General features: G+C 63.0%; 13 protein-coding genes. 6 read left to right on the top strand and 7 right to left on the bottom strand.

What is annotated here, in order from left to right; translation table 11 throughout:
* Positions 1-19 precede the first annotated feature (19 nt).
* The 6 genes from dusB (at position 20) to ACQKPZ_RS16620 (ending at position 8,193) form a co-directional block, all read left to right on the top strand.
* Positions 20-1,033: a tRNA dihydrouridine synthase DusB gene (dusB, locus tag ACQKPZ_RS16645; protein ID WP_391129311.1), complete on the top strand. Its 1,014-nt coding sequence runs from the start codon at positions 20-22 to the stop codon at positions 1,031-1,033.
* A complete protein-coding gene (gene fis, locus ACQKPZ_RS16640) occupies positions 1,030-1,350 on the top strand; it encodes a DNA-binding transcriptional regulator Fis (protein ID WP_019099786.1) in 321 nt (106 codons plus the stop codon). The genes dusB and fis overlap by 4 nt, the downstream gene beginning before the upstream one ends.
* Positions 1,351-1,431: 81 nt before the next feature.
* Complete coding sequence (gene purH, locus ACQKPZ_RS16635) at positions 1,432-3,039, top strand: bifunctional phosphoribosylaminoimidazolecarboxamide formyltransferase/IMP cyclohydrolase (RefSeq protein ID WP_391129314.1); 1,608 nt, start codon at positions 1,432-1,434, stop codon at positions 3,037-3,039.
* A 182-nt stretch (positions 3,040-3,221) separates the two neighbouring features.
* A complete protein-coding gene (gene purD, locus ACQKPZ_RS16630) occupies positions 3,222-4,517 on the top strand; it encodes a phosphoribosylamine--glycine ligase (protein WP_427540089.1) in 1,296 nt (431 codons plus the stop codon).
* Positions 4,518-4,667: 150 nt separating this feature from the next.
* Complete coding sequence (locus ACQKPZ_RS16625) at positions 4,668-7,439, top strand: response regulator (RefSeq protein ID WP_427540087.1); 2,772 nt, start codon at positions 4,668-4,670, stop codon at positions 7,437-7,439.
* Positions 7,440-7,596: 157 nt separating this feature from the next.
* Positions 7,597-8,193: a MarC family protein gene (locus ACQKPZ_RS16620; protein WP_391129322.1), complete on the top strand. Its 597-nt coding sequence runs from the start codon at positions 7,597-7,599 to the stop codon at positions 8,191-8,193.
* Here ACQKPZ_RS16620 and ACQKPZ_RS16615 read toward each other — a convergent pair.
* The 7 genes from ACQKPZ_RS16615 to cobG form a co-directional block, all read right to left on the bottom strand.
* Positions 8,190-8,858: a hypothetical protein gene (locus tag ACQKPZ_RS16615; protein WP_427540084.1), complete on the bottom strand. Its 669-nt coding sequence runs from the start codon at positions 8,856-8,858 to the stop codon at positions 8,190-8,192. The two genes, ACQKPZ_RS16620 and ACQKPZ_RS16615, sit on opposite strands and share 4 nt — an antisense overlap.
* Positions 8,806-9,498 carry a hypothetical protein gene (locus ACQKPZ_RS16610; RefSeq protein WP_427540081.1) on the bottom strand — a complete coding sequence of 231 codons (693 nt, stop codon included), beginning with the start codon at positions 9,496-9,498 and terminating at the stop codon, positions 8,806-8,808. Before ACQKPZ_RS16610 ends, ACQKPZ_RS16615 begins: the two co-directional genes overlap by 53 nt.
* A 59-nt stretch (positions 9,499-9,557) precedes the next feature.
* Positions 9,558-10,238, bottom strand: coding sequence for a hypothetical protein (locus ACQKPZ_RS16605; RefSeq protein ID WP_427540078.1), 681 nt, complete (start codon positions 10,236-10,238; stop codon positions 9,558-9,560).
* A gap of 93 nt (positions 10,239-10,331) precedes the next feature.
* Positions 10,332-12,029, bottom strand: a complete 1,698-nt coding sequence (gene cobJ, locus ACQKPZ_RS16600; protein WP_427540075.1) for a precorrin-3B C(17)-methyltransferase — start codon at positions 12,027-12,029, stop codon at positions 10,332-10,334.
* Positions 12,017-12,751: a precorrin-2 C(20)-methyltransferase gene (locus ACQKPZ_RS16595; RefSeq protein WP_391129336.1), complete on the bottom strand. Its 735-nt coding sequence runs from the start codon at positions 12,749-12,751 to the stop codon at positions 12,017-12,019. Before ACQKPZ_RS16595 ends, cobJ begins: the two co-directional genes overlap by 13 nt.
* The gene (locus tag ACQKPZ_RS16590; RefSeq protein WP_016489386.1) at positions 12,748-13,374 is read right to left on the bottom strand and encodes a precorrin-8X methylmutase; all 627 of its coding nucleotides are present in this window, start codon (positions 13,372-13,374) and stop codon (positions 12,748-12,750) included. Before ACQKPZ_RS16590 ends, ACQKPZ_RS16595 begins: the two co-directional genes overlap by 4 nt.
* Positions 13,367-14,698 (bottom strand): precorrin-3B synthase, encoded by a 1,332-nt coding sequence (cobG, locus tag ACQKPZ_RS16585; RefSeq protein ID WP_427540072.1) that lies wholly within the window; start codon positions 14,696-14,698, stop codon positions 13,367-13,369. Before cobG ends, ACQKPZ_RS16590 begins: the two co-directional genes overlap by 8 nt.
* Positions 14,699-14,926: the final 228 nt, after the last annotated feature.

The raw sequence follows: 14,926 nt of genomic DNA, 5'->3' as shown, positions 1-14,926 counted from the left end.
CCCACAACAGGGATCACCTATGTCGGCGGTACGCATCGGCCAATACACACTACGTAACAACCTGATCCTCGCGCCCATGGCCGGGGTCACGGACCAGCCTTTCCGTACACTTTGCCAGCGCCTGGGCGCAGGCATGGTGGTGTCGGAAATGGTCAGCAGCGACATGAGCCTGTGGAACAGCCGCAAGTCGAGCCTGCGCCGCATCCATGAAGGTGATCCCGAGCCACGCTCGGTTCAGATCGCCGGTGGTGATGCGCAGATGATGGCAGCGGCGGCAAAGGCCAACGTCGAAGCGGGTGCCCAGATCATCGACATCAACATGGGCTGCCCGGCAAAAAAAGTCTGCAACAAAGCTGCAGGCTCTGCTTTATTGAGAGATGAAGCCTTGGTCAGCGAAATCCTCCACGCCGTAGTCGGCGCCGTGGACGTACCGGTGACCCTGAAGATCCGCACCGGGTGGGACCGGGCGAACAAGAACGGCCTGAACGTGGCGAAAATCGCTGAACAGGCTGGTATCCAGGCGCTGGCGGTGCATGGCCGCACACGCGCCGACCTGTACACAGGCGAAGCCGAATACGACACCATCGCTGCCATCAAGCAGGCGGTGTCGATTCCGGTTTTTGCCAACGGCGATATCACTTCGCCAGAAAAGGCCCGGGCGGTGCTGGATGCCACCGGGGTCGATGGCCTGCTGATCGGCCGGGCTGCCCAAGGGCGACCATGGATCTTTCGCGAGGTCGAGCATTACCTGCGCACTGGTGAACACCTGCCAGCGCCGCAACTGGATGAAGTGGAACGCATCCTGCTGGAGCACCTGGCCGCGTTGCATGCCTTCTATGGCGATGTGATGGGCGTACGTATCGCCCGCAAGCACGTTGGCTGGTACCTGGCAACACGACCCGGCGGCAAGGAGTTTCGCTCCCGGTTCAACGCTTTGGAAGACACACAAGCGCAGTGCGCCAACGTTCGCGCGTTTTTCAGTGAACGTCGACAGAGCCTTGAGACAGAGGACGGACAAGGGGTGGCCGCATGACGATGATGACCGAGACATTTGTGAGTGGAACAACGCCCGTGAGCGACAACGCCAACCTGAAACAGCACCTCAACACGCCGAGCGAAGAGGGCCAGACCCTTCGCGACAGCGTCGAGAAGGCGCTGCACAACTACTTCGCCCACCTGGAAGGCGCGACCGTCACGGACGTGTACAACCTGGTGCTCTCCGAAGTCGAGGCGCCCCTGCTCGAATGCGTGATGAACTACGTGAAGGGCAACCAGACCAAGGCCAGCGAGATGCTCGGGCTGAACCGAGGCACCCTGCGCAAGAAGCTCAAGCAGTACGACTTGCTGTAAGCCAGAATCCCAACCAGAAAAGGCGGCTCCCTGAACAGAGGCGCCTTTTTTGCTGACTCCACCGCGTTATTGGAACCCGAAATGACCGACCAGACTACCCGCCTGCCAGTCCGCCGCGCCCTGATCAGCGTCTCCGACAAGACCGGTATCCTCGAATTCGCCCGTGAGCTGCAGCAGCTCGGTGTCGAGATCCTGTCCACCGGCGGCACCTACAAGCTGCTCAAGGACAACGGCGTGAACGCGGTGGAAGTGGCCGACTACACCGGCTTCGCCGAAATGATGGATGGCCGGGTCAAGACCCTGCACCCGAAGATCCACGGTGGCATCCTCGGCCGTCGCGGCACCGACGACGCCATCATGAACGAGCACGGTATCAAGCCGATCGACCTGGTCGCGGTCAACCTGTACCCGTTCGAGGCAACCATTTCCAAGCCTGGCTGTGACCTGCCGACGGCCATCGAGAACATCGACATCGGCGGCCCGACCATGGTCCGTTCGGCTGCCAAAAACCACAAAGACGTGGCCATCGTGGTCAACGCCAGCGACTACGCCGGCATCGTCGAAGGCCTGAAGGCCGGTGGCCTGACCTACGCCCAGCGCTTCGACCTGATGCTCAAGGCGTTCGAGCACACCGCCGCCTACGACGGCATGATCGCCAACTACATGGGCACCATCGACCAGGCCAAAGACACCCTGAGCACCGAAGCGCGCAGCGAATTCCCGCGCACCTTCAACAGCCAGTTCGTCAAGGCCCAGGAAATGCGCTACGGCGAGAACCCGCACCAGAGCGCGGCGTTCTACGTAGAAGCCAAGAAAGGCGAAGCCAGCATTTCCACCGCCGTGCAGCTGCAGGGCAAGGAACTTTCGTTCAACAACGTGGCCGACACCGACGCCGCGCTGGAATGCGTTAAGAGCTTCGTCAAGCCAGCCTGCGTCATCGTCAAGCACGCCAACCCATGCGGCGTGGCGGTAGTGCCTGAAGACGAGGGCGGCATCCGCAAGGCCTACGACCTGGCCTACGCTACCGACACCGAGTCGGCATTCGGCGGCATCATTGCCTTCAACCGCGAACTGGACGGCGAAACCGCCAAGGCCATCGTCGATCGCCAGTTCGTCGAAGTGATCATCGCCCCGAAAATTTCCCAGGCTGCGCGCGACGTGGTGGCTGCCAAGCAGAACGTTCGCCTTCTGGAATGCGGCGAGTGGCCTGCCGAGCGCGCTGCCGGTTGGGACTTCAAGCGCGTCAACGGTGGCCTGCTGGTGCAGAGCCGCGATATCGGCATGATCACCGCCGATGACCTGAAAATCGTCACCAAGCGTGCGCCGACAGAGCAAGAAGTCCACGACCTGGTGTTCGCCTGGAAAGTGGCCAAATTCGTCAAGTCCAACGCCATCGTCTACGCCAAGCAGCGCCAGACCATCGGCGTAGGCGCCGGCCAGATGAGCCGCGTCAACTCCGCCCGCATTGCTGCAATCAAGGCCGAGCATGCTGGCCTGCAGGTGCAGGGCGCAGTCATGGCTTCGGATGCGTTCTTCCCGTTCCGTGATGGCATCGACAACGCGGCTAAAGTGGGTATCAGCGCCGTGATCCAGCCGGGTGGTTCGATGCGTGATGCTGAAGTCATTGCCGCTGCTGACGAAGCCGGCATCGCGATGGTCTTCACTGGCATGCGCCACTTCCGCCACTAATTCAGCTGGCCGAGCAAACCTCGGCCCCCTGTAGGAGCGGCCTTGTGTCGCGAAAGGGCTGCGCAGCAGCCCCCGGGCCTTTGCAACACAGCATAAATCCCGGGGCCGCTCTGCGGCCCTTTCGCGACACGAGGCCGCTCCTACACAGGGGACGAGGTACGCCGCCAAACAGAGGTTTTGACATGAAAGTTTTGATCATCGGCAGCGGCGGCCGTGAGCACGCCCTGGCCTGGAAAGTCGCCCAGGACCCACGCGTCGAGAAAGTCTTCGTTGCCCCAGGCAACGCCGGCACCGCCATTGAAGCCAAGTGCGAGAACGTCGCCATCGACGTCTGCGCCCTGGAGCAACTGGCCGACTTCGCCGAGAAGAACGTCGACCTGACCATCGTCGGCCCGGAAGCGCCACTGGTCATTGGTGTGGTCGACCTGTTCCGCAGCCGTGGCCTGGACTGCTTCGGCCCAACCAAGGGCGCGGCCCAGCTGGAAGGTTCCAAGGCCTTCACCAAGGACTTCCTGGCGCGCCACAAGATCCCGACCGCCGACTACCAGAACTTCACCGAAATCGAGCCTGCACTTGCCTACCTGCAAGAGAAAGGCGCACCGATCGTGATCAAGGCCGACGGCCTGGCTGCGGGCAAAGGCGTGATCGTTGCCATGACCCTCGAAGAAGCCGAAGCCGCGGTACGTGACATGCTGGCTGGCAACGCCTTCGGCGAAGCAGGCTCGCGCGTGGTGATCGAAGAGTTCCTCGACGGCGAGGAAGCCAGCTTCATCGTCATGGTCGACGGCCACAACGTGCTGCCCATGGCCACCAGCCAGGACCACAAGCGCGTTGGCAACCAGGACACCGGCCCGAACACGGGCGGCATGGGTGCCTACTCCCCTGCCCCGGTGGTCACCGCCGACGTTCACCAGCGCGTGATGGACCAGGTCATCTGGCCGACCGTGCGTGGCATGGCCGAGGAAGGCAACGTCTACACCGGCTTCCTTTACGCTGGCCTGATGATCGACAAGGCGGGCAACCCCAAGGTCATCGAGTTCAACTGCCGCTTCGGCGACCCGGAAACCCAACCCGTCATGCTGCGCCTGGAATCGAGCCTGGTGCTGCTGATCGAAGCCGCCTTCGCCAAGGCGCTGGACAAAGTCGAAGCCCAATGGGACCCGCGCCCGAGCCTGGGCGTAGTACTGGCTGCTGGCGGTTACCCGGGCGATTACGCCAAGGGCGACGCCATCAACGGCCTGGACGCTGCTGCCAAGATCGAAGGCAAGGTATTCCATGCCGGCACTTCGCTCAAGGACGGCCAAGTGGTTACCAACGGCGGGCGCGTCCTGTGCGCCACTGCCATGGGCAGCACCGTTGCCGATGCACAGCAGCAGGCTTACCGCCTGGCCAAGGAAGTGAGCTGGAACGGCAGCTTCTACCGTACCGACATCGGCTACCGGGCAATCGCCCGTGAGCGCGGTGAGCACCAGCAGTAAGTTGTACCGGAACGCCGTGCTGCCCGGGGCTGTGAAACGCCCGGCGCATGGGTTCCGGCTCGTCGACAAGGCCCGGTACGGGCCTTGCCTTCGACTTGGCGCGCCGCGCATAGTTAACACCCGGCACATCGGCTAAGAAGGGATCTCGTAGTGCGTCGGCTTCGGATTGCCTCAGCTCTGATCGTCAGCTTGCTGACCCTGCTCTGCCTGTTCCCGGCTGCTGCCGAAACTGACGGAGGCTGGACCGTTCTGCTTGATGAACAGGCCAACCTGCAACTGAGCGATGTACGCTCCGAACGCTACCGTAACCAGTTCAGCCCGCTGGTGCTTGCCGAGCTGGATGCTGCCCCACCAGAACAGGCCTTGTGGCTGCACTACCGCCTGGCGCCAGGCGACCAGGAGCAACTGCTACGGGTATTCGCACCCGACCTCTCTGGCCTTGACCTCTACGCCCTCGAAGGCGACAAGCTTCTGCGTCAGCTGCACCACGGGCGCCTGGCCGGCAATGCCAGCCCGACCCTGAGGGGAAGCGACCATGTACTGCCCCTGCCCAATAGCCAGCAACCGCTGGATATCTACCTGCGCCTGGTCTCGGAACATCAGTTGCGCCCGGCTATCAGCCTGGAGCCTGCAGCCGTAGCCGCCTCGGACCAAAGCCAGCCACTGCTGTTCGGCATGCTGTTTGGCGGTTTGGTGATGCTGATCCTGCACAACCTGATCCGCTTCCTCTACAGCCGCTCCACCACCACCCTGATTCTGGCGCTGTACCACGGCCTGATGCTGCTCAGCGGCCTGATTTTGCTGAACCTCAGTGGCCCCTGGTGGCACGTGTGGCACAACGCGCAAACCCCGGCCGCCTACCTGACGCTGGTTCTGGCGGGCCTGGCCGGGCTCTATTTCACCCAGCATTTCTTTACCCCCTGCAACTCACCACGGCTTAACCGCCTGCTGCAAGGTGAAATGCTGGTGGTCGGGGTCAGCGGCCTGGTGCTGTTGTTTGTCGATACCCTGCCCCTCAACCTGATGACCTACGCCCTGCTGGCCCTGGGCAGCGTCAGCATGCTGCTGGTCAGCAGCTACCACTGGTACCGGGGCTATGCACCCGGGCGCCTGTTCAGCCTTGCCATGGTGGTGTTCAACCTGGGCGGGTTGGTGCTGCTGCCGGCGCTGCTGGGCCTGACCCGCACGTCCACGCCTTGGCTGCTGTGCATCCTGCTGGGCCTGACGGTGGCCAGCGGCTTGTTGCTCAACCTGGCCGTCAGCGAACGGCTGCGGCGCATGAGCGAAGAACGCTTCAGCGCCAGCCGCGCACTGGCCGCCAGCGACGCCGAAATCAACGCCAAGGCCGAGTTCCTGGCCAAGATCAGCCACGAAATCCGCACCCCCATGAATGGCGTGCTGGGCATGACCGAGCTGCTGCTGGGCACACCACTGTCGGTCAAGCAGCGTGACTACGTGCAGACCATCCACAGTGCCGGCAACGAACTGCTGACGCTGATCAACGAAATTCTCGACATTTCCAAGCTGGAGTCCAGGCAGATCGAACTGGATGACGTGCAATTCGACCTCAACGCGCTGGTCGAGGATTGCCTTAACATCTTCCGCGCCAAGGCCGAGCAACAGAACATCGAGCTGATCAGTTTTACCCAGCCGCAGGTACCGCAGGTTATCAGCGGCGACCCGACGCGCCTGCGTCAGGCGCTGTCGAGCCTGCTGGAAAACGCCTTGAAAAATACCGACCAGGGCGAGATTCTGCTGGTAGTGGCGCTGGATCAACGCGGCGAAACACCGCGCCTGCGCATTGCCGTGCAGGACAGTGGCGAACCCTTGCCCGCCGCCGACCGCGAAGCCTTGCTACAGGCCGAGCTACACAGCCACCACTTCCTTTCCAGCAGCAAGCTGGGCGGCCACCTCGGCCTGGTCATCGCCAAACAGCTGATTGGCCTGATGCAGGGCGAGTTCGGCATCAAAAGCAGTACCGGCATGGGCAACACCCTGTGGCTGACCCTGCCGCTGGACCCTTCGCGCCTGGAGCAGCCACCGGCCGACCTCGACAGCCCGCTGCGCGATGCCCGCGTGCTGGTGGTGGACGACAACGACACCTGCCGCAAGGTGCTGGTGCAACAGTGCAGCGCCTGGGGCATGAATGTGAGCGCGGTGCCGTCGGGCAAAGAGGCCCTGGCCCTGTTGCGTACCAAGGCGCACCTGCGCGACTACTTCGACGCCGTGCTGCTGGACCAGAACATGCCGGGCATGACCGGTATGCAGCTGGCTGCAAAGATCAAGGAAGACCCAAGCCTGAACCACGACATCCTGGTGGTGATGCTGACCGGTATCAGCAATGCCCCGAGCAAGGTCATCGCACGCAACGCCGGGGTCAAGCGGATACTCGCCAAGCCGGTCGCCGGCTACACGCTGAAGACTACCCTGGCCGAGGAACTGGCCCAGCGCGGCCGCGAGCAGGCAGTGCCTGCCAGCTTGCCTGGCATCCCGCAAGCGCTGGACCTGCCAGGCGACTTCCGGGTGCTGGTAGCCGAGGACAACAGCATTTCGACCAAGGTAATCCGCGGGATGCTCGGCAAGCTCAACCTTGAGCCGGACACCGCCAGCAATGGCGAAGAGGCGCTGCAGGCGATGAAAGCACAGCGCTATGACCTGGTGTTGATGGATTGCGAGATGCCGATACTGGACGGGTTCTCAGCCACCCAGCAGTTGCGCGCCTGGGAGGTGGCCAACCAGCGCCAGCGCACCCCGGTGGTGGCGTTGACCGCGCACATTCTGGCTGAGCACAAGGAACGCGCACGGCTGGCGGGCATGGACGGGCACATGGCCAAGCCAGTAGAGCTGTCGCAGTTGCGCGAGCTTATCCAGTACTGGGCCAACCAGCGCGAAGCCAAAGTGAACCCGGCGCATATTTCCTAGCGACAACGACTTCCCGTGTGGGAGCGGCCTTGTGTCGCGATGGGCTGCGCAGCAGCCCCAAGGTCTATGCTGAATCGGGGATCTGGAGCTGCTGCGCAGCCCATCGCGACACAAGGCCGCTCCAACACGACCGCATATTTGCCAAGGACCAGCGCCCATGCTCCATGAGTTATTCAGCGTCTACCTGAAAATGCTCGTCCTCTACAGCCCGTTCTTCGTGCTGTCGTGCTTCATCAGCCTGACCCGTGGCCACTCCAGCAAGGAGCGTAAGCAACTGGCCTGGAAGGTAGCCTTCGCGGCACTGGTCGCCAGCGTGCTGCTGTACCTGTTCGGCCGGGTAATCTTCGGTATTTTCGGCATCACCGCCGACGCCTTCCGCATCGGTGCCGGCAGCGTGCTGTTCATCTCCGCCCTGGGCATGGCCCAAGGCAAGCCGGCAGTGCAGGCCGACAACGTGCAGCAGGATGTGACCATTGTTCCGTTGACCATCCCGCTGACCGTCGGCCCTGGCACCATCGGCGCCCTGCTGGTGATGGGCGTCGGCCAGCCGCACTGGGACGACAAGCTGCTGGCCATCATCAGCATCGCTTTGGCCAGCTTTACCGTCGGCCTGGTGCTTTACCTGTCACACGGTATCGAGCGCATTCTCGGCGACCAGGGGTTGCAGATCGTCAGCCGGCTGATGGGGTTGTTCGTCTGCGCCCTGGCTGCGCAAATCATCTTCACCGGCATAAAAGGCTACATGGCGCCTTAAACGCCGTAATCCAGAATGCGCCGTAACGACACCTGCACCACGCGCTCCTGCACCTTGGGCAAGTAACTGTTTTCAAACGCCAGCAGATTGAAGCGCACCAGTTCTGCCCGCACGATTTGATGGCTGCGCTTGTGGCTGATGAAGCCTGCGCTGAAAGCCGCGCGAATATCGACTTCGTGGTAAAGCACCATATCGACACGGTTGGCACCCGCTGGCGCACAAGGTAACAACTGGAAGTGCTGACGCTCATAAGCCCGGCGTTCGAGTTCACCCAGGGCCGCCGGGCTGGAAAACAGTTTCTGCATGGCGAGGCTGGTTGCTGCAGCAAAATGCTCACCGGCAGTGGCGGCAATGGTTTCCAGAACCTGATCGCTCTGTTTGTTGCGGCGCTCGTCAGGCCAATGAATTTGTTCGGCCGAAACCGAGTCCCACCCCATGAACTTGAGCTGATTGCGATAATAGGTAAACCAGTCTTGTATCAACCCTTCCTGGTACGCCGTTTCAGTAGCCCGCTCGGCCATCGCCAAGGCCAGTTTCACCTTGTTTGCCTGTAGTGAAGAAATACCCGGCAGGAACGAAACGATGCCTGCGCCGATCACGGCGGATGCGGTCTCAGACATGATTTGCTCCTGCTGGCGAAGCGTTAGGGTCAAACCGGTAGTCACCCTGCGCGTCCTTGGCATTCATCAGCGCCTGGAGTTCTTCCCGCTGGCCTTGGAACCGCCCGTTATCAAGTGCTAGCGAAACCCCATTAAACTCGGCTTCACCCTGAAACACCTGCTCACGTAACAGCCTGTCCAGCGAAACGCCAGTAAGCGGTTTGTCGGTCTGCATCGTAATGCAGCACAGGTCCACCACCGGCCCCGGTTTGAGTATGCCGAGCTCGATCACCAGCTTTGAACCCTGCGCCTGATCCTGCGTGCTGAATTTCAACACGTGGGCAAAACTCTCCGCTGAGCGGCTCAAACCCGCCTTCACAGCGGCCAGCACGGCTTCATGCCGGATCGAGCGCATTCTCAGCCATGCCTCAAGCGGCTGCACGGGCGCGCTGCGCACAGGCTGCCCCAGCTGCTTGAGGTCATAGGTACTGGCCAGTTTGATCCAACCCAGTTGACGGTACGCGTCCCTGTAGGCGGCATACCAACGCTCATGGTCGTCAAAACGTGGCCCGGCACTCTTGTTGGCCAACAATTGTGCGTAAAGGATCGAGTCAAATGCGGCTTGGCGTTGTTGCGCGACGGCGCCCGTGGAATACAGCAATGCCGTCCCGCCAATCAGCATCAGCTGCTCAACTGCAGTATTCATGGTCTTGTCTCACCACAAGTAAGCGAACAAGGCGGCGTTGGTGTAACGCCGCCGTGCAATCAGATGTCGTATTGCAGAACGTTCTCGACACTGCGCACGCCGAGTTTGTTTTCCACGGTTTCACGCACTTTGTCGTAGACGAAGTTGTTGAGCGTCAGCACAGCCGTACCGGCGTAGTATTCGGTCTTGTCCAGCTTCCACTGGATGCCCAGTACGTCATCGTCCAGTTGCGGGGCAGATGCCTGGATGCAGCTCACCACCATGACCACGTCGTTGTTTTCGGTTTCGATGCAGGCGGCCAGGCCAACCATGCCCCTCGCCTTGTTCTTGCGTTTGTGATCAAGCACCTTGGCGTCGTTTTCGATGGTGGTCAGCTTGTCGAAGGCCAGCTTCGCCACTTCGCCCAGTTTCGTCCCCCCCAGCACCGCATTGCCAACTACACCGATCGCACGGATCGCAACGGCGCCAACGGTGACAGACAGCTCTGCCGAGGTTTCCAGCTCGAAGGTACGCCGTGGGATGGTGAAGCCAAGGTCACGCATGACATCGACGAATTTGTCGTACCACGCCCGGCTCTGTTTCTCGGCATCGAACGCCTTGTCGGCCACCAAGGTGGCGAAGTGGAAGGCATTCTTCACATCGTGACGGCTTTGCGCAGACATGCCTGCGCCGCAGGCCAGCAGGTTGCCTTCGACCAGCATGGCGGTGTTGGTGGCTGTGATTTGTGTTTCATCGGACATCGGGAAACTCCTTGGTGGTTGCCCCATTGTTCAGGGGCAACCACCTTAGCCAGCGAGCTCGCCATGCAACGCGCTGAAGGGTTTCCGGAGCAACTAGTCGGCCGAAGGGTACCAACGGGGCGTGTAGGCCCACACCCCACCTGCCAGGCGAGGAAACACGCAGGTTGTAGAGGAACCGACCAACACCATGGTGCGCATGTCGACCATTTCTGGCACCAGTTCGGCCAAGGTGACTACTTTCAGCGCCTGCCCCGGCCTACCGATGTCACGGCCAAGGACTACAGGCGTGTTCCCGTCGCGATGTCGGCGCACGACTTCCAGTGCCACCCCCAGTTGGTGCGGTCGGGACTTGGAAATCGGATTGTAGAAGGCCAATACCAGATCGGCCTGAGCGGCCAGGTCCAGGCGTTTCTCGATGATCGACCAAGGCTTGAGGTTGTCCGACAGCGACATCACGCAGAAGTCGTGGCCCAGCGGCGCCCCCGCCTGGGCGGCGGTTGCGAGCGAGGCCGATACGCCGGGCAGGATTTCGAGATCCACCCGATGCCAGGCGGGGTCACTGGACTCATGCAACGCTTCAAGCACTGCGGCAGCCATGGCAAACACGCCCGGGTCACCCGACGACACCACCACCACCGAACGGCCTTGGGCCGCCAACTCGAAGGCATGCCGGGCGCGCTGCATTTCTTCACGGTTATCGGTGCAGTGCAGCACCTGCTCGTCACGGAACGGCCCGGCCATGCGCACGTAGGTTTCATAGCCCAGTACATCTTCGGCCTGCGCAAGCTCGGCCTTGACTGCTGGTACCATCAGTTCGGCAGCACCCGGGCCCAGGCCGATGACCGCCAGGCGACCGCGGCGGCGGCCAACCCGCGCCACCTCGACCGGTGCCGGTGCCACTGCGATGACCACGTCACCCTGCTCGATCAACCGGGCATCGGGCAAAGCCCCGGCAACCATGCCCGCCACATCGTGCGGCTTGGCAGCGAAGCGCAAAGCGACACCCAGGGCCTGTGCCGCCTCGTGCAGGGCGTTACTGGCCATGGCGTGTTCATCCGCCAGCACGCAGGCCAGGGATGGCTCGGCAACACCAGCCAACTGCAATGCGGCACGAATACTGTGCAAGTCGCCGTCGGCAACACCCACCACTACCGAACGCGGGTGAATCAGCAGCTCGTCGCGGCTGGCCGGGCGCGCCTGGTGCCCCACATGAATGGTGCGCTGGGCAGCCTCGCTGGAGGGCAGTTGCGCCTGTTGCAGCCACGGTGCATCACCTTCGACGCGCACCGACTCACCGGCCAGCAAATCGGAGACAAACCGCTTGCCTTGCTCGATGTCCGCCAGGGCGTAACCCTGCGGCGGGTTCAGCAGGCAGGTGCCAAAACGCAACTCGCCACTGGTGGTAATCGCAGCAGCAACACCCAGTGCCTCTGCGATCTCACGTGCCATCACGTTCACGCCCGCCAGGCCACCGAGCAACGGCACCACCGCACTGCCATCTTCCGCCACGGCCAGTACCGGCGGCTCCGTGCCTTTCTCGCAGAGCAGGCTGGCCAGGCTGCGAATGACGATACCTGCGGCGCACAGGGCGATAATGGGCGTGTCCTGTTCGTACAGCCCACGCAAGGTATCGCCAAACGCGCTGTAATAGTGGTCGGCACCCTCGACCCGGCCTTGCAGGCCATGGATCGACGCCTGTGGATAACATTGCTGGATACGCTGCGCGGTGGCCAGGCTGCCCGGACCAAGGATGACGATTGCCGGTGCCTTGTGCATGTTCACCCCTGCCATTTTTCCCCCGGCACGATGATCAGCGAGAAGTACGGCGACGACTGCGGGTCGACCTGGTCCAGCGGCACGATCTTCTGGTTGGCCATGGTCGCCCGTTCCACATACAGCGCACGCCCCTCCAGGCCCAGCTCGGTCAGCACTTCGCGCACCTTGGGGAAGTTACGCCCAAGCTTCATGATCACCGCTGCATCGGCGTCGGCCAGGCGGCGTTTGAGTTCTTCGGCCGGCAATACGCCCGACAGCACCGACAGGCTCTGGTTGCGGTACACCAGCGGCGCACCCAGCACCGACGCGCCACCCAGCATCGAGCAGACGCCCGGGATCACTTCGGCCTCATAGCGCTGCGCCAGGCGGTCGTGCAGGTACATGTACGAGCCGTAGAAGAACGGGTCGCCTTCGCAGATCACCGCCACATCACGGCCGGCATCCAGGTGTTCGGCCACCTGCACGCTGGCTTCGTCGTAGAAGTCACTGATTACCTGCTCATAGGACAGCGGCGCTGGCAGGGCCTCTGTGGTTACCGGGTAGACCAGCGGCAGCAGTGTCTGCTCGGGCTGCAGGTGTGCCTCGATAATGCCGAAGGCATTGCCACGCTTGCCCTTGGCCACGAAGTACCCGACCACCGGTGCCTCGCGCAGCAGGCGCAGGGCCTTGAGGGTGATCAGTTCAGGGTCGCCCGGGCCCACGCCCAGGCCCAGCAGTCGTCCACGCGGCGCCATCATTCCACCTCCGTGGCCAAGGCGTTGACCGCGGCGGCGGCCATCGCGCTGCCGCCCAGGCGGCCTTGCATGATCACGAACGGCACGCCACGGCTGTCGGCAGCGAGCATCGCCTTGGACTCGGCAGCGCCAACGAAGCCGACCGGGAAACCGAGGATCAGGGCCGGCTTGGGTGCGCCGGCGTCAATCATCTCCAGCAGGTAGAACAGCGCAGTAGGCGCGTTGCCGATGACCACCACGCTGCCCTCCAGGTACGGGCGCCACAGTTCCAGGGCCACGGCGGAACGGGTATTGCCGGCGTCCTTGGCCAGGCCTGGCACACTTGGGTCACGCAGTGTACAGATGACTTTGTTGTCTGCCGGCAGGCGTGCCCGGGTGATGCCTTCGGCCACCATGTGCGCGTCGCACAGGATCGGCGCGCCATTGAGCAACGCCTCGCGCCCGGCGCGGCCGGCGCCTTCGGAGAACTGCAGGCCATCAATGGCATCGACCATGCCGCAGGCGTGGATCACGCGTACGGCGAGCTTCTCGAGGTCTGCGGGGATCCGCTCGAGCCGGGCTTCCTCACGGATGATCCGGAAGGAATTGCGATAGATCTCCTGACCATCGCGGATGTAGTCAATCATCAAGGTGCTCCGTCGGCAGGTCGAGCATGGCGCCTGCTTCATTCAAGGTAAGGTCGGTGGCGCGCAGGGTACCGAAGCCCGGCTGGCGCGCATCACGCAGGTACAGGTCATATCGGCCCGGCGAGCGGGCCAGCAAGGTGGCCGGGGCAACATGGGCCACGGCGCAAGAACGGGGGCAGCCAGACAGGTGCACGCTGGCGGGTGTACCAGGGCCCAGAAGTGCGGCCAGGACAACAGCGTCGGCCTTGGTTTCGCCAAGGGCCTTGGCGCAGCCGCTGGCACCCGTGCAGGCGCTGATGCGCGCCAGGGGTTCCTGGTCGTTGCACAGCAAGCCCAGTGCAGACAACCCGGCTTGGGCCTGATCAATGCGTTGCGCTTGCAGGTTGGTCAGCACCAGGCTTTGCCAAGGGCTGAAGCGCAGGCTGCCATCGCCCCATTCACGGGCAATACGTGCAACGCCGCGCAGCATGGCCGGGGTCAGGCGGCCTTGCGGCGGGGCAACGCCAAGGGCAAGGCCTTGAACCTGAGCCAGTTGGCCCAGCCAAGAGGCACGGTGGTGTTCGCGTCGCCACGCGAGCACGGTGGCATCGCGGCGGATGTCCAGCCCTAGCCCGTCGACGAAATCGCCTGGCGGGCACAGCTCAAGCAGCTGGCGCATGCGCGACTGCGCAGGGGTTGCCAGATCGAGAAAGCGTTCCAGCACGGCACGCACCAGTGCCAGGCCCTGCTCCAGCGGCACTGCGCCGAGCACCTGGCCGTCCGCCGGGCAACCCGCCAGGCCGAACGCCAGCCAGGTCTGCTGCTCCAGGCGCAGGGCTGACAGCCACAGGTCGTGAGGGTGTTCGAGCATTGCCAGGCGTTCGCCGGCGTCCAGTTGCACGGCGAACTTGGCCGACAGCTGATGGAAGCGCGGTGTGCTTTCCAGCATGTCGAGGATCTGCCCGGCCAATGGCCTGGCATCCAGCAGCATCGCCGGGTCGTGCCCGGCCAGCGGGCTGAGCATCAGGTTGCGCACATCGTCACCGGCGGCATCACGCGGGCCAAGGCCGGCATCGAGCAAGGTGTCGATCAAGGCACGATGAGCGTTGCCGATACCACGGATCTGCAGGTTGCCACGGTTGGTGGCCTCGATCACACCGCCAGCAAAACGCTCGGCCGCCGCCGCTACCGCTTCGGCCTGATCGGCCAGCAGCAAGCCGCCCGGCAGCTTGATGCGGCAAATGCCGCCGTCACGGGCACTGACAATGCGCCACAACCCCGGGCAAGCCGAGGGACGGGGCGAAACGTTGGGGGCATGGGCCTGCGTCAAAGGGGCGTCCGGCAATCTGTGAAAATGCGCTTGAGTGTAGAAGGCGCGGTATTATGCCTGCTTTGTCCGGCGGCATGAAAAGCCGGTGGTCGAGCATCATTCGAGTTTGGGCTGAAATTTTGGGGCTGCCATGCAGCCCATCGCGACACAAGGCCGCTCCTACAGGGATCACCGTACCCTTTGTAGGAGCGGCCTTGAGTCGCGATGGGGCGCGCAGCGGCCCCGAAATCTTGAAGAGGTATA

This window comes from Pseudomonas sp. NPDC089547, assembly GCF_050280665.1.
Taxonomy (GTDB): Bacteria; Pseudomonadota; Gammaproteobacteria; order Pseudomonadales; family Pseudomonadaceae; genus Aquipseudomonas.
This window is presented reverse-complemented; position numbering and strand designations above follow the sequence as displayed.

Bases quoted from the DNA above. Each gene is read 5' to 3' on its own strand.
- ACQKPZ_RS16595 (WP_391129336.1), bottom strand. From the start codon at position 12,751: ATGATGGCGCCGCGTGGACGACTGCTGGGCCTGGGCGTGGGCCCGGGC.
- ACQKPZ_RS16610 (WP_427540081.1), bottom strand. From the start codon at position 9,498: ATGAATACTGCAGTTGAGCAGCTGATGCTGATTGGCGGGACGGCATTG.
- ACQKPZ_RS16620 (WP_391129322.1), top strand. From the start codon at position 7,597: ATGCTCCATGAGTTATTCAGCGTCTACCTGAAAATGCTCGTCCTCTAC.
- cobJ (WP_427540075.1), bottom strand. From the start codon at position 12,029: ATGGCAGGGGTGAACATGCACAAGGCACCGGCAATCGTCATCCTTGGT.
- dusB (WP_391129311.1), top strand. From the start codon at position 20: ATGTCGGCGGTACGCATCGGCCAATACACACTACGTAACAACCTGATC.
- purH (WP_391129314.1), top strand. From the start codon at position 1,432: ATGACCGACCAGACTACCCGCCTGCCAGTCCGCCGCGCCCTGATCAGC.
- fis (WP_019099786.1), top strand. From the start codon at position 1,030: ATGACGATGATGACCGAGACATTTGTGAGTGGAACAACGCCCGTGAGC.
- purD (WP_427540089.1), top strand. From the start codon at position 3,222: ATGAAAGTTTTGATCATCGGCAGCGGCGGCCGTGAGCACGCCCTGGCC.
- ACQKPZ_RS16605 (WP_427540078.1), bottom strand. From the start codon at position 10,238: ATGTCCGATGAAACACAAATCACAGCCACCAACACCGCCATGCTGGTC.
- ACQKPZ_RS16590 (WP_016489386.1), bottom strand. From the start codon at position 13,374: ATGATTGACTACATCCGCGATGGTCAGGAGATCTATCGCAATTCCTTC.